Genomic DNA, 13,279 nt, shown 5'->3' with positions numbered 1-13,279 from the left:
GGTGCGAGGTATCCATGCTGTCCCGACGCGAGACATTGAAGACCATCCTGACCGCCGGGGCCGTGACCGCGGCCGCCGGTTCCTTTGCCCTTGCCCAGGCCGAGGAAGCGATGGCGTCGGCGCGCGGCTGGGCCATTCCATTCGGCGCCGCCGTGCGCGATGGGCCCTTCGCCGATGAGCCCATCTATCGGGAGACCCTCAAGCGCCATTGCCGGCAGATCGTCAGCGAAGGCGGCATGAAATGGCAGGATATCCGCCCGTCCCGCGAGCGTTTCGTGTTCGACAGCCCGGACCGCCACATGGCGTTTGCGACCGAGAACGGCATGGAACTGCGCGGCCATACGCTGGCCTGGTATGGCGCCATGCCGGACTGGACGCGCGCCATTGCCAGCCCGGCGGAGGCGGAGCGCGAACTGGCGGGTCATATCGAGACAGTGGTCGGCCGCTACCGCGGCAGGATCCGCTCCTGGGACGTGGTCAACGAGCCGATCCCGAACGATCCGTCGAGCCGGTCGGACCTGCGCCCGTCGATCTGGACGCGGCATCTGGGCGAGAGCTACATCCCCTTCGCGCTGAGGACGGCGGCCCGCATCGATCCCCAGATCGAACTGGTCATGAACGAATATGACATCGAGTTCGTCGGCGCGCGGTTCAGGCGCAAACGGGAGGCGTTCCTCCGGCTCATCCGCGATCTCAGGCTGCGCAACGTGCCGCTCACCGCGATCGGTTTGCAGGGACATCTGCGCGCGGAACTGGCAATCGACAAGGAGGGGCTGTCGGCCTTCGTCTCCGAGGTGCGCTCGCTCGGGCTCGACGTGCTGGTCACCGAACTCGACGTGATCGACGACAGGCTGCCCGGCCCGCCGGCGCTGCGCGACGCCATCGTCGCCGCCAAGGCCTATGACTTCCTCGACGCGATCTTCGCTGCCGCCCGGCCGAAGGCGATCCTCACCTGGGGGATCACCGACAAGCACACCTGGGTGCCGATCTGGTTCAAGCGCCGGGACGGACTTATCAACCGGCCGCTGCCGTTCGACGAGGCCTACCGGCCGAAGCCGCTGATGCGCGTCATCGAGCATTTCGCCAGGGCGCCCGGCTGATGCTGCTGCGTCAGACGACCACCTATCTGTTCGCGCACGGCATCTCGGCGGTGCTCGGCTTCGTGTCGGTGATCCTGTTCACCCGCATGCTGACCCCGGCGCAGTACGGGGTCTACGTGGTCGCCTTCGGCGTGGCCGGCGTGTTCTCCTCGCTGCTCTTCACCTGGGTGCGGCTGTCGGTCCTGCGCTTCGAATCCGAGGGGCGCGGCGCCGATGTCCGGCTGACGGCGCTCTTCGCCTATCTCATCTCGGTGGCCACGACACCGGTGGTGCTCGGCATCACCGTCTGGGTCGTCGGCATGCCCGTCGACCGTGCCCTTGCCGCGCTGGCACTGGCACTGGCACTCGGCCTGTTCGACCTCGGCCAGGAAATCCTCAAGGCGCGGCTGGCGACCGGGGCCTACCTGCGCGCAACCATCCTGCGGGCTGTGGTCGCCATCGGCCTGTCGCTGATGCTGATCCAGGCCGGATGGGGCGGCTTCGGCCTGATCGGCGGCGTCGTCGGTGCCTATCTCATTGCCGCGCTCGCCTCGCTCCGGCCGGTCTGGCAGGGCCCGCGCAAGCCGTTCGACCGCGAGGTCTTCGACCAGATGGCGCGCTTCGGCCTGCCCATGGCCCTGTCGGGCCTGGTTTTCGCCCTTCATTCGGCACTCGACCGGCTGCTCGTCGCCTGGCTGCTGGGCGATGCCGCGGCCGGGATCTACGGCGTTGCGGCCGATCTGGTGCGCCAGATCATCCTGTTTCCGGCCATGGCCGTCGGGTCCGCCCTCGCACCGCTGGCCATCCGGGCTCTCAGCGAAGGCGGCCGAGCGGCGGCCGACGATCATCTGACCCGCAGCGGCGAACTGATGCTGGCGGTGATCCTGCCGGCCGTGGTCGGGCTTGCGATCATCGCGCCGCACCTCGCCGAACTGATCCTCGGCGAGGCGTTCCGCGCAACTGCTGCGGCGCTCATCCCGATCCTCGCCTATGCCTGGCTGTTCCAGGTGATCTCCCAGCAATATGTGCAGGTCAGCTTTCACCTCGCCAAGAAGCCGCGCCTGCTGGTGCTGCACGGGCTTGCCGCGCTGGTCGTCAATGTCGCCTGCATGCTGGTGCTGGTGCCGCGCTTCGGCCTCAAGGGGGCTGCCCTGTCGCTGGTGATCGCCGAGGCGGCCGGCGTCGTCGCCGGCTTCTTCCTGTCCCGCTTCGCCCATCCGCTGCCGGTCAATCCCTGGCCGATCCTCAAGGTTGTGGCGGCGGTGGCGGCCATGGCGGTGCCGACCCTGCTGGTCGAAACGCTCCTGAACAGCCACGCCGCCATCGATCTCGTCATCAGTGTCGGCGTCGGCGTGGCGATCTACGGGCTGGCGGTGCTTGCATTCGATATCGCCGGCATTCGCAGCGTCGTCGCCGGGCGGCTGTCCCGCTGGCGCAGCCCGGTGGCGCGGTAATGCGTTTCGCACCTGCTCAAGGTTCCAAGGACAAGACGGCATGCTGACCTTCCTGAGAAACCTCCAGCCCCTGCGGTCTTTCAAGCGGTCGCTGACGTTCCTGGCCGGCCTGCCGGACAGCTACGATTTCACGGCGGTCGACATCGCCCAGAAGCAGCTTGTCGCGACCTGGGTGCATGCGTATCGCGCGGGTGTCGTGCTGCCCTTCGAGCAGGTCGGCTTCCAGGCCCGTTCGGCCGAGGAGGAGGACGGGCTCCTGCTCTACATCTTCACGCTGGCCGGCACCACGAACAAGGTGGTGCTGGAGATCAGCGCGCAGGACGGCCGCACCTGCATGGCCTCCAACCTCATCCTGCACCATCGCTGGACCGGATTCCTCTATGACGGCGATCCGGTCTGGGTGGAATCGGGCCGGCGCTTCTTCGAAGGCCACCCGGCCACGCGCGGCTGGCAGCCGACCTACAATTCACACTGGTTCACGGTCGAGAACATCGAGGCGCGGCTGGCGGCCGACGGCGTACCGGCCGAGATCGACCTCCTCTCGCTGGATATCGACGGCATCGACTTGCACCTGTGGAAGGCGCTGGACAGCGTGTCGCCGCGGGTGCTGATCGCCGAGTTCAACAGCGCGGTGCCGAGCGATCTGTCGCTGACCGTGCCCTACCGGCCCGATTTCGCCTATACCGACAATGAACCGGGCCGGGAGATGTTCCGCTCGGCAAGCCTTGCGGCCTATGTCGCCGTATCGCGCGCGAAGGGCTACCGGCTCGTCGCGGTCAACCGGCTTGGCTACAACGCCATCTTCCTGCGCAACGATGTGGCGGCCGACATCTTCCCGGAGATCGAGGCGAGCGTCATCGACACGCTGCCCGACGTCGCCGTGACGCGGGCCGAGCACTGGCCCCGGCTGAAGGACCTCGCGTGGGAGACGGTGGGGGATGCCGGCCGGCCGGTGCCGCATCGGCAGGGCGAGCCGGCCACGGTGGGCTGATCGCCCTCCGGCTTGTTGAAATCCCGGCCTTGACCTGTCGACCGCGTCGGAATGGCGAGGCCGCGCCTGCGGCTGACCCGCTCCGGCTGCCTGTCCCTAACGTGACCAGTCGACCGCTTCGAAATGGCTTGCAAGGTCGCCGTCCGGCTCGAAGGTCTGCGCCGGATCCGTGCCCTCGCTGCCACTGCGCTGATATTTCCAGTTGTCGGTGATCGCCATGAAATGACGGTAGCTGAAGTCGGACGACTTGCGCCGTCCGGGCAGCCAGCGTCCGAAGGCGTGGACGCTCCACTGGACACGGTCGGGAATGCGGGCAGGTACGACCGTCCATTTCGGTGGGCAGGCATGAGCGTCCGCAGTCAGGATGCCGTAGCGCCGCACGGGCTTTTTCTTCAGCGTGAAGCGATGGTCGCGGTGGGTGGGCTGGCGCTGCCGCCTGGTGCCCATCGCCGGCGCCGACACCCAGCGCCCGTCATAGCGGGCCACGCCGAAAGGGTCGCTGGCCGCGGCCTCGAAGACCGACCGGCCCGTGCGGGTGAGCAGCATTTCGTCGATATCCGCGTTCTGCGCGCCCGCGGCCCTGGTGAGAAAGCGGCGGCGCGCATGTTCCATGACGCCGAGCTGGCAGAAGTCCGAGTCCCAGAACCGCGTGGCATCGAGGCCCTGCGGGCCATAGCGGAAGGGCCACGAGACCACACGGGCAACCGCAATGCCGTCGACGCCGGCAATGGCGTCGCGCAGCGCCTCGGGTCGATAGGCCGTCGAGCCGTTGTCGTAGATCAGCGCCGCATCGGCGCCGTGGACGTCGCGGGCAAAGCGGAGCCAGTCCTTGATCCAGGCGAGCCGGTTGTTCCGCGACAGGGTGAACATGACGCGGCGCCCGGCGAAGACGTCCGTCTCGCCCGGAGAGATGGCGACACTGACCGCGCCGATCGGCAGCGACAGATCGAGGCCGGTCGTGCCGGGCGGTGCCTGGACCAGGACCTGGCCATGACGGTTCCAGTTGCGGAGCTCGAAACGGCACGCGCTGCCCGACGGCAGGGCCGTGACCTGCATCGCACGGACGGCCGGTTCCAGATTGAGGAAGGGCGGCCCCAGAAGGACCACGCGCCCGTCGGAGTCGTGAAAGGCATCGTAGAACAGCGTGTCCGCGTCGAACTTGTCATCAAAATCGGGCGGGCGGTGCTCGGCGGGACGGACCGGCAGGCGCCGCATGCCCGTGAAGGACGACAGCAGGACCGGCCTCGGCACGACCACGGCCGGACGTGGTCTTGCTCGCGCCAACAAGCCATCGGCTTCCCGCGCGGTACGACTGGCAGTGGAGAGCCCTGCGGTCATGGGATCATCCGGTCCGGGTGGCCAGCAGATAGATCGCCAGCGGATTGGTCACCGCATATCGCCAGAACAGGCGGCGCGGTTCCAGCCAGACCCGCCAGGCCCATTCCAGGGACGCCTTCTGCATCCAGTCCGGGGCCCTGCGATTGGAGCCCGACAGGAAATTGAACAGGCCGCCCGACGTCTTGATCATGCCGACATTCGGCAACCGCATGGCGTGAGACGCCACGAAGCGCTGCTCGTGCGGAACGCCCATGGCAAGCCAGAGGATGTCCGGGGCGAGGGCGTCGATCTCCTTGAGCTTGGCGTCCAGCAGGTCGCCGGACAGATAGCCGTGGCACCGGCCGCGGATGTCGAGGCGGGGATAGAGCCGGCGCGTGGTCTCGACCGCGCGGGCGTTCTCCTCTTCCGTCGCGCCCAGCAGGTAGAAGCTGGTGCCTGTCGCCTCGGCCCGCCGGGCGACGTCATGGAAGAGGTCCGTCGTGGCGACCCGCTCGGGCAGGGCGCGGAAGCCGCGCAGCCGCGAGGCGACGACCAGCGGCTGGCCATCCGCGACGATCTGGTCGGCGGTGAGCATCAGGCCGCGGAAACCTGCGTCTCGGGCGGCGCGGGCGATGACCTCGCCGTTGGCCGAGGTCAGGTAGAGGGGGCGGGTGCCGCGCCGGTGCTGCCGCGCCTGATCGATCATCCAGTCGGCGGTGCCCGCGCGATCCAGCACAGCCATCGGTAGTCCACCCACGGTGACGGTGTCGAAGCCGCGGGTGGCCGCGCCGGCATGGGGGCCGGCAGGCGGGTCGAAAGCGAGGGCCGGTGCTGCGCTGCGGGTCATCGCGTCACCCCACCAGTCGGGCCACGGGAGCGTGGCTCATGACGCGGTCGGGTCTGGCCGTCGCCGGCAGGATCCGGCGCCTGAGGCCGGTCAGAACGACCAGGCCCAGCCCCAGACCGCAGCCGAAGATGAAGCCGGCGGCCACCAGAACGGCTCCGCGCGGCGGGAAGACGCGGTCGCGCGGCGGCTGGGCGACCGTGATGATCCGCGTGTTGGATGTGTCGAGGCGCTCCAGCTCGCTGGTCTCGCGCGAACGCGCCAGGAAGGCGTTGAGGAGGTTGCGGTTGACATCGACCTCGCGCTGGAGTTCGCGCAGCTGCACGAAGGCCTGGCCGGCATCGGAGGCCTGGGTGGTGAGCTGGTCCACGGTCCGGCGCTGCGTCACCTCGGCAGCGCGCGCGCGCTCGAGGTCGGCGCGGGCCGACTGGGCGATGCGGGCGAGTTCCTCGGTGATGGCCCGGTCGAGGTCGGTGACCTGGGCCCGGGCATTGCGGACGGACGGGTGGCGCGGGCCGAATTCGGTCTGGGCATCGGCCAGGCGCCGGCGGGCCTCGGCCTGCTGGCCGCGCAGGGCGGCAATGGTCTGGGAGACAACGGCCTCGGGCAGGGCGCCGGCCTGGCCGCCATTCCTCAGGGCCTGGACGATCTGTTCCTGCCGGGCCTGCGCCTCGGCGACGCGGGCCTGCGCCTGGGCCAGCTGGGTGTTGGCGTCGGTCAGCTGCTGCTCGGAGACGAGCTGGGTGCGGGTGCCGACGAGGCCGTTGCGGCGGCGAAAGTCTTCGGCGCGCTGTTCGGCGATGCGGACCCGCTCGCGCAGTTCGTCCAGCCGGTTGGTCAGGGACTGGGTGGCGCGGCGGGCGGTGTCGGACCGCACCGCAGCCTGTCCGTCGATATAGGCGTGAGCCACGGCATTGGCGAGGCGGGCGGCCTTTTCCGGATCGGCGGCACGGAATGTGACCTCGATGACGAAGGTGCGCTCGGGCCTGCGGACGATGACGCGCTCGTAGAGAGCGGTCAGCGCGCTGCGCTCGCGCTCCTGCAGGCTCGCCTGGTCTTCGGCGCGGCCGAGGCCAACGCTGCGGAGCAGGCGAGCGGCCCAGCCGACCTGGCCGACACCGCTGAATTCGGGATCCTCGGTCAGGCGCTCGCCGTCGATGACCCGCGACAGGACACTCTGCGAGGCGACGATGCGCACCTGGCTTTCGACGAAGTTGATCGCCGCGTTCGAGTCCTGCTGGCGCGGGGTGAGCTCGTTGTCCAGCACCTGCAGGCCGCGCGGGTCGATGAAGATCTGGGCCGTCGCCATGAAGCGGGGCGTGGCGATGCGGGAATAGCTATAGGCGAGGCCCGCAAAGATCAGCCCGAGCGCGAGGATGAGCGGCCAGCGCCGCCACGCAAGGGCGATGAGATCGAGCGGGCCGGCCCCGTTGCGGTCAGGGGCCGGAGCGGCCGGGCGTTGGTTGCTGGTCTGGAGGCCATCGGCGTACACAGCAGAACCCTTTCCTCGCCGATCCGGAAGAACCGCCCGAAGGCGGCGTCCCGGATTGGAACACTGTCACCATGTCTGGTTGAGACATCGCAAGGGCGGGGCCAGATGCAGAGAAGTGCGGTCAGGCGAGGCCGAAATGATCGAGGGCCTGGCGGACCGGCAGGATTGCCAGGTCGTTGCGGCCGGCTTCGGCGATGGCGTGGGTCAGCAGGCCGGGCGAGACGCCGAAGGGGCCGGGCCGGTCCGACACGTCATGGCTGAAGAAGATCAGCCACCCGCCATTCCGGCTCGTATCGTCGATCAGCGCCGAGACCTCAGCGGGCGAGAGGAAGGCGTCGATCAGTTCGTGAGCCAGCAGGAAGTCGAGATCGACGGAGCCGCGGTTGATGCCGGGCTGGATCGACCGGCTGGCCGGAACGTGGCGGCCGATGCGGCGCTTGTGGGCGATGCCGGTGAGGCCGAACGGATAGGCGAAGGTGGTGTCGGCGAGGTCCGGCACCAGGCGGTGCAGGGTTGCCCGATTGTTCGCAAGATCGGCCTCGAACGCGGCCATGCGCATCTCCGGCAGCGGCCGGTGGCTGTGGGTGTGCAGGCCGATCTCGTGGCCGCGCGCGTGCAGGTCGCGCACCACATCGGGGCCGGCCACCTGCCAATGCTCCGTCGCGGTGTCGAGCAGGCCGGATGCGACGTAATAGGTTCCGCGTCCGCCGGCCCGTTCGAGCAGCGGCGCGCCATGGGTGGCTGCCGACAGCGGAAAGTCGTCGAACGTGAAGGACACCACCGGTCTCGCCTTGCGCATGGGCGCGCGCCGGAACGGCAGGCGCCGGGCCAGCGCATGTTCGAGCCGGGCAAGGCGGGTGCCCGGCACGCCGAGAGCTTCGCGCGTCCCGGCGCCGCCTGACCGCGCGCCGTCTGCGGACGGCGATCCCTCTCGCTGCGTGTCACCCATCCCGGACTGTTCCATTCCCTGCTGCCTGTGCCGCGCCGGAACGATCCGGCCGGCCCTGGCCCGGCGTCCGGTCCTTGCTGCAAGCGGCGCGCCAGTGCCGGATCGCCGCGGACCGCACCTGAACGGGCAGGAAACTTGCTCCTGACGGGGTGACCTGCTTCAACCTGCGATGACCGGGGGGCGAAGATGCTCCAGAACGAGATGGTGTCCATGACTCTGTCCCCAACCGGGACCGGCGAGGACCATAGCCAGCCCGGCCCGGATCGCCAGGGCGAGACAGGCGTGCGCGCCGTGGTGGTGGTTCCGACCTTCCGCCGGCCGGCCATGCTGGCGGACACGCTGGCGTCGCTGGAGGCGCAGGAGACCTCGGTTTCCTTCGCTGTCGTGGTGCTGGAAAACGATGCAGCCGGCCGCGAGGGCCTTGCCGTCGCGCGGCGCGTCTTTGCCGCCCGCCGGCTCACCGGCCTCGCCGCCGTCGAGCCGCGACAGGGCAATGTCCACGCCATCAATGCCGGTTTCGCGCTGGCGCTCGAACGGTTCCCCGCGGCCGACTTCTTCCTGATGATCGATGACGACGAGGTGGCAACGCCCGGCTGGCTCGACCTGATGGTGAAGGCTGCCGAGGCGCAGGACGCCGATATCGTCGGCGGCCCGGTCCAGCCGCGCTTCCACCCCGGTGCCGGCAGCCAGTTCCGCCGCCACCCGGTGTTCTGGCCGTCCATCGACCGGACCGGCCCGGTCGCCATGATCTATGGCACCGGCAATTGCCTGCTGCGCCGGCGCGTCTTCGCGCGCGTCGGCCTGCCGGCCCTCGACGAGCGGTTCAACTTTCTCGGCGGTGGCGACCTCGACCTGTTCGACCGGTGCCGCAGGGCCGGACTTGGCTTCTACTGGGTGCAGGAGGCGCTGATCGTCGAGACCGTGCCGCCCGAGCGCACGCGGGTCGGCTGGGTGCTGCGGCGGGGCATGCGGATCGGCACGATCAACCGGGCCGTGGAGCGCAAGAACGCCGCCGGCATGGCCGGCCGCCTGCGCATCCTGGCCAAGGATCTCGCCATCGTGCCGGCCGCGCTCATGCGGGCGCTTGCCGTGCTTGTCCGGACGGGCAATCCGCTGGCTGCGGCACACCCGCTGGCGGTCTCGGCCGGCCGGCTCACCTCCGCGCTCGGCTTCGAACCCCAGCCCTACAAGGCGAAGGCATGAGCAGCTCTGTCGGAACAGGTCGGCCGGAGGTCGCCGCGGGGGACCTCGCGGAACTTGCCCGCTACGCGCGGGTGGTGCTGTTCATCGCGGCCTTCCTGCTCGCCTGGTTCACGCTGGAACCCTATGCGGACCTGACCAATACCGATCTGCTGGAACTGGCCAGCGGACGCGAGGGAGCGACCTATCTGGCCTTCGGGCTGATCGCCGCCGGTTCCACGGCCGTTCTTTTGGCAACCCAGCCGCGGGCGTTGCTCGCCCTGCTGCACCCGGCCTGGATCGCCATGGCGATCTGGCTGCCGGTCACCGTGCTCACCTCGCAGGATTTCGGGACGTCGCTGCGCCGTTTCGTGCTATTCGGCCTGGTTGCAGCGGTCAGCGCGGCGCTCTTCCTCCTGCCGCGCGGGCGGCTCGACCTTGCCCGCCTGCTTGCCGTCGTGCTCGCCCTGGTGCTCGGCTTCTCCTATGCCGGTGCCGTGCTGGCTCCCGAAATGGCCATCCATCAGGCCACCGATATCCTCGAACCGCAGTTGGCCGGCGACTGGCGCGGCGTCTTCGCCCACAAGAACACGGCCGGGGCCATCTTCGTCATGGGTCTGTTCATGGCGATCTATGTGGCGCGGTCCGGCCTGCCCGGGACCGGGGCGGTGCTGGTGCTTGCCTGCCTGGTCTTCGTTGCCCTGTCGGGGGCAAAGAGTTCGACCATGCTGATGGTGATCACGCTCGCGGTCTCGGCCTTCGTCGTCTCGATCCGCTTCTTCTGGATTCGGGCGATCGCCATGCTGTCGCCGCTCGTCGTGCTGCTGGCGCTGGGTCCCGGCACCGTGGTCAACGAGACGCTGGCGCGGCTGGTGGCGGCGCTGCCGGTCGACGTGACCTTCACCGGCCGCACCGACATCTGGGAATTCGCGCTCGAGAAGATTGCCGAACGTCCGCTCACCGGCTGGGGCTTTTCCGCCTTCTGGACCCTGGAATCGACGCGCTACGGTGCCGAAGACCTGACCCAGTGGGCCGGCAAGGCGGCCGCCCACGCCCATAACGGCTATCTCGACGCGGCCCTCAATCTCGGCCTGCCGGGCCTTGCCCTCACCGTGCTGGTCCTGATCCTTCTGCCCATGCGCGACTTCCAGCGGGCGCGGCGCGATGGTGCCGATCCCGCGCTCAGCATCATGCTGCTGCAGATCTGGCTGTTTGGCACCTATCTGTCGGTGATGGAGAGCTTCCTGTTCATGCGCTTCGACCCGATCTGGATCACCTTCCTGTTCGCGGTGTTCGGGCTGCGCTACCTTGCCCGCTATCCCCATGCCAGCGCCTGATCAGTCCGCGCCGAGCCTCGCCGTTCTGGTCTCGCCGGCCGCGGCCCCTTGCGGCGTGGAGGCCTTTGCGCGCCGACTGGCCGGGACGGCGGGCCAGCGCGCCACGCTGTCGGTCCTTGGCGGCCCCGATGGGCTTCCCCGGGTTCCGGATGCGGCGGAGGCGCTCGTGCTCAACCTGCCGGTGGTCGCCTGGAAGCGCGATCTTGCCGGTCCGCTCCGCGCCGCCATGGCGTCCCGCCGAGCCGGTCGCGGGGTGGTGCTGGTGCTGCACGAATGGGCCGATCTCGACTGGAAGCGGCGGGCGAGCTACCTGCCCATCCTGCCGCTGGCCACCGCCATCGCCTTTTCCTCGCCGGAGGTCGCCCGCCAGTTCGCGGCGAGCCCCGCATCGCGGCTCGCCACGTCCCGCCGCGCCGTAGTGCCGGTTCCCCCGAACCTGACGCCGCCGGCCATGACGATCGCCCCGCTGCAGGCCGTGAAGCTGGACGAGGCCCGTGCGGCCGGCCGGCTGGTTATCGGCCATTTCGGCTCGATCTATCCGAAGAAGCAGTCGACCGCCGTGCTCGATGTCGCCCGCGCGCTGGTCGACAGCGGTGCCGATCCCTTCGTCGCCTTCATCGGCTCCTTCGTGAAGGGCCTCGACAGGGTCGAGGAGGATTTCATGGCCAGGGTCGCGGCGCTCGGCCTCGAGGATCGCGTGACCGTGACCGGCTATGTCGCTTCGGAAGCGGAGGTGTTCGGCCTGTTCGAGCGCTGCGACGCTTTCGTCTATGCCTTCGCCGAGGGGCTGACCTCGCGGCGCGGCAGCGTGCTGGCCTGTGCCCTCTCGGGCCGGCCGGTCGTGGTCAATGCGCCCGCCGAGGCGGGGGCGTTCGACCATCACCCGACCTACCGGATGCTGCTGGAATCGGGCGCCCTGAAGCTCGTTCCGCACACGGCCGATGCTTCGGTCATCGCTGCAGCTGTGCTGGAGGCGGTGGCCGACGGTGGCCGGCGGCCGCCCGTCGATGTCGAGGCGGCCTGGCGCGACGCGCTGGCGGTGGTGGACAGCCTCGCCCGCGTCGCGTGATCTCTCGCTTCCGGGCGTCCTGACGGGAAGCGGTTGCCCGGGGTTCTTGGTTGGACCAGAGGCTCAGAAGGCGTTGGCGTAGGCCTTCCGCGAGAACACCGTGCGGAACAGGATCTCGATATCGAGCAGCAGCGACCAGTTGTCGATGTAATAGAGGTCGTGCTCGACGCGCGCCTGCATCTTGGCGTCCGTATCCGTCTCGCCCCTCAGTCCATGTACCTGTGCCCAGCCGGTGATGCCGGGCTTGACGTTGTGGCGGCGGGCGTAGAGCGCGATGCGGTCGTCGAACTGGCGATCATGGGCGATGGCATGCGGACGCGGGCCGACCAGCGACATCTGGCCGCCGAGCACGTTGAGAAGCTGCGGCAGTTCGTCGAGGTTCCAGCGGCGCAGCACCGCCCCGACGCGGGTGATGCGGCTGTCGTTGCGGGTCGCCTGACGGACGACGTCACCGTCGTCCATCACCGTCATGGTGCGGAACTTCAGGATCTGGAACTCGCGCTGGTTGAACCCGAGGCGGCGCTGGCGGAACAGGACCGGCCCGGCGCTGTCCAGCTTGATGGCGAGGGCAACGAGAGCCAGCACGGGCGTGAACAGGAAAAGCGCGAAGGAGGCCAATCCGATGTCCAGCACGCGCTTGGCCAGGATTTCGCCGGCGGTCAGCGGCGGGCGTCCGAGCTGCAGCGAGGCGATCCCGCCTGTCTTGGCGATGCGGATGTCGTCGAAACGATCAAAGATGCGCTCCGGGCCGAGATGGAGCGTGACCGGCAGGCGCATGAAGCCGTCGACGAGGCGGTCGATCAGCACCGTGTCCGACCAGGGCACGATGATGAGAACGTCGTCGAGCGCCATCAGCCGCGCCTGGGCGACGATGCGGGCGACCTCGTCCGTCTCGGGAGCATCCTGACGGGCGTCCAGCAAGCCGGTTCCCGCGACATGCAGGCCGGCATTCCAGGGCTGGTAGCGCATTGCGAAGGCGTTGACGTCCTTCTCGCGTCCGACCAGCAGGACGCGGCGGGCCGGGATCACGCCGATCTTCGAGCCGATCGTCAGCAGCCGGCCGATGAAGTGCCGGGCGAGCAGCACCAGCGGCAGTCCGGTGAGGAAGGTGGCGAACACCGCCGCGCGGGAGAAGGTCTCGGTCGTCTTGGTGGCGAAGGCGAAGGCCATCAGCGTGACGAAGGTTGCGATCCACAGGGTCAGCGCCGTGGTGATCTGGCGACGCACACCGACATAGTTGGACAGCTGGTACTGGCCGCGCAGGGCGTTGAACAGGACGAACAGCGAGGAGGCGAGCAGCGCCAGGTCGACATTGGCCTGCGTCCACCACCATTCGCCGCTGGCCGTGCGATTGTAGAGAAGTGCCGTGATATGGGAGGCACCCGCAATGACCAGCCAGTCCGCCAGGGCCGTCGCCGGCTTGAGCAGCAGGCGGGCCCAGTCATGGCCGCCGCGGCTGCGCCGGGCAATGACACCGACCGGAATATCGAGGTCCTTCAAGGTCATGGCACCACTCGCAACGATCCCGCCTGCGGCCGTCCCGCTGCGGGACAGTCGCGTGCCTCTGG

11 protein-coding genes are annotated in these 13,279 nt (G+C 69.1%); 6 read left to right on the top strand and 5 right to left on the bottom strand.

The window, feature by feature from the left end:
- Window positions 1-14 precede the first annotated feature (14 nt).
- Genes ACTIFS_RS12945 through ACTIFS_RS12935 form a run of 3 tightly spaced genes read left to right on the top strand, consistent with a single transcriptional unit; the run spans window position 15 to window position 3,524 of the window.
- Window positions 15-1,100, top strand: a complete 1,086-nt coding sequence (locus ACTIFS_RS12945) for an endo-1,4-beta-xylanase (protein WP_439574520.1) — start codon at window positions 15-17, stop codon at window positions 1,098-1,100.
- Window positions 1,100-2,533 carry a lipopolysaccharide biosynthesis protein gene (locus ACTIFS_RS12940; protein ID WP_439574519.1) on the top strand — a complete coding sequence of 478 codons (1,434 nt, stop codon included), beginning with the start codon at window positions 1,100-1,102 and terminating at the stop codon, window positions 2,531-2,533. The genes ACTIFS_RS12945 and ACTIFS_RS12940 overlap by 1 nt, the downstream gene beginning before the upstream one ends.
- A gap of 40 nt (window positions 2,534-2,573) precedes the next feature.
- On the top strand, window positions 2,574-3,524 hold the full coding sequence (locus tag ACTIFS_RS12935; RefSeq protein WP_439574518.1) for a hypothetical protein: 951 nt from the start codon (window positions 2,574-2,576) through the stop codon (window positions 3,522-3,524).
- A 96-nt stretch (window positions 3,525-3,620) separates the two neighbouring features.
- Here the strand turns inward: ACTIFS_RS12935 and ACTIFS_RS12930 are convergent, their stop codons facing one another.
- The 4 genes from ACTIFS_RS12930 to ACTIFS_RS12915 form a co-directional block, all read right to left on the bottom strand.
- Window positions 3,621-4,781, bottom strand: a complete 1,161-nt coding sequence (locus ACTIFS_RS12930) for a hypothetical protein (RefSeq protein WP_439574517.1) — start codon at window positions 4,779-4,781, stop codon at window positions 3,621-3,623.
- Between the two features lie 85 nt (window positions 4,782-4,866).
- Window positions 4,867-5,688, bottom strand: a complete 822-nt coding sequence (locus tag ACTIFS_RS12925) for a WecB/TagA/CpsF family glycosyltransferase (protein WP_439574516.1) — start codon at window positions 5,686-5,688, stop codon at window positions 4,867-4,869.
- Between the two features lie 4 nt (window positions 5,689-5,692).
- Window positions 5,693-7,177, bottom strand: coding sequence for a GumC family protein (locus ACTIFS_RS12920; RefSeq protein ID WP_439574515.1), 1,485 nt, complete (start codon window positions 7,175-7,177; stop codon window positions 5,693-5,695).
- Window positions 7,178-7,298: 121 nt separating this feature from the next.
- Window positions 7,299-8,045, bottom strand: coding sequence for a polysaccharide deacetylase family protein (locus ACTIFS_RS12915; RefSeq protein ID WP_439574514.1), 747 nt, complete (start codon window positions 8,043-8,045; stop codon window positions 7,299-7,301).
- 291 nt (window positions 8,046-8,336) lie between these two features.
- Here ACTIFS_RS12915 and ACTIFS_RS12910 point away from each other — a divergent pair, with 291 nt between their 5' ends.
- The 3 genes from ACTIFS_RS12910 to ACTIFS_RS12900 are packed head-to-tail and all read left to right on the top strand — an operon-like array spanning window position 8,337 to window position 11,711.
- On the top strand, window positions 8,337-9,329 hold the full coding sequence (locus ACTIFS_RS12910; RefSeq protein ID WP_439574513.1) for a glycosyltransferase family 2 protein: 993 nt from the start codon (window positions 8,337-8,339) through the stop codon (window positions 9,327-9,329).
- Window positions 9,326-10,642, top strand: a complete 1,317-nt coding sequence (locus ACTIFS_RS12905; RefSeq protein WP_439574512.1) for an O-antigen ligase family protein — start codon at window positions 9,326-9,328, stop codon at window positions 10,640-10,642. Before ACTIFS_RS12910 ends, ACTIFS_RS12905 begins: the two co-directional genes overlap by 4 nt.
- Window positions 10,629-11,711, top strand: coding sequence for a glycosyltransferase (locus tag ACTIFS_RS12900; RefSeq protein WP_439574511.1), 1,083 nt, complete (start codon window positions 10,629-10,631; stop codon window positions 11,709-11,711). The genes ACTIFS_RS12905 and ACTIFS_RS12900 overlap by 14 nt, the downstream gene beginning before the upstream one ends.
- A gap of 63 nt (window positions 11,712-11,774) precedes the next feature.
- On the opposite strand, the gene ACTIFS_RS12895 is transcribed toward ACTIFS_RS12900, so the two are convergent.
- Window positions 11,775-13,217: an undecaprenyl-phosphate glucose phosphotransferase gene (locus ACTIFS_RS12895; protein ID WP_439574510.1), complete on the bottom strand. Its 1,443-nt coding sequence runs from the start codon at window positions 13,215-13,217 to the stop codon at window positions 11,775-11,777.
- Window positions 13,218-13,279: the final 62 nt, after the last annotated feature.

The sequence above is a fragment of the Phreatobacter sp. genome (assembly GCF_051860605.1).
Lineage (GTDB): Bacteria > Pseudomonadota > Alphaproteobacteria > Rhizobiales > Phreatobacteraceae > Phreatobacter.
This window is presented reverse-complemented; position numbering and strand designations above follow the sequence as displayed.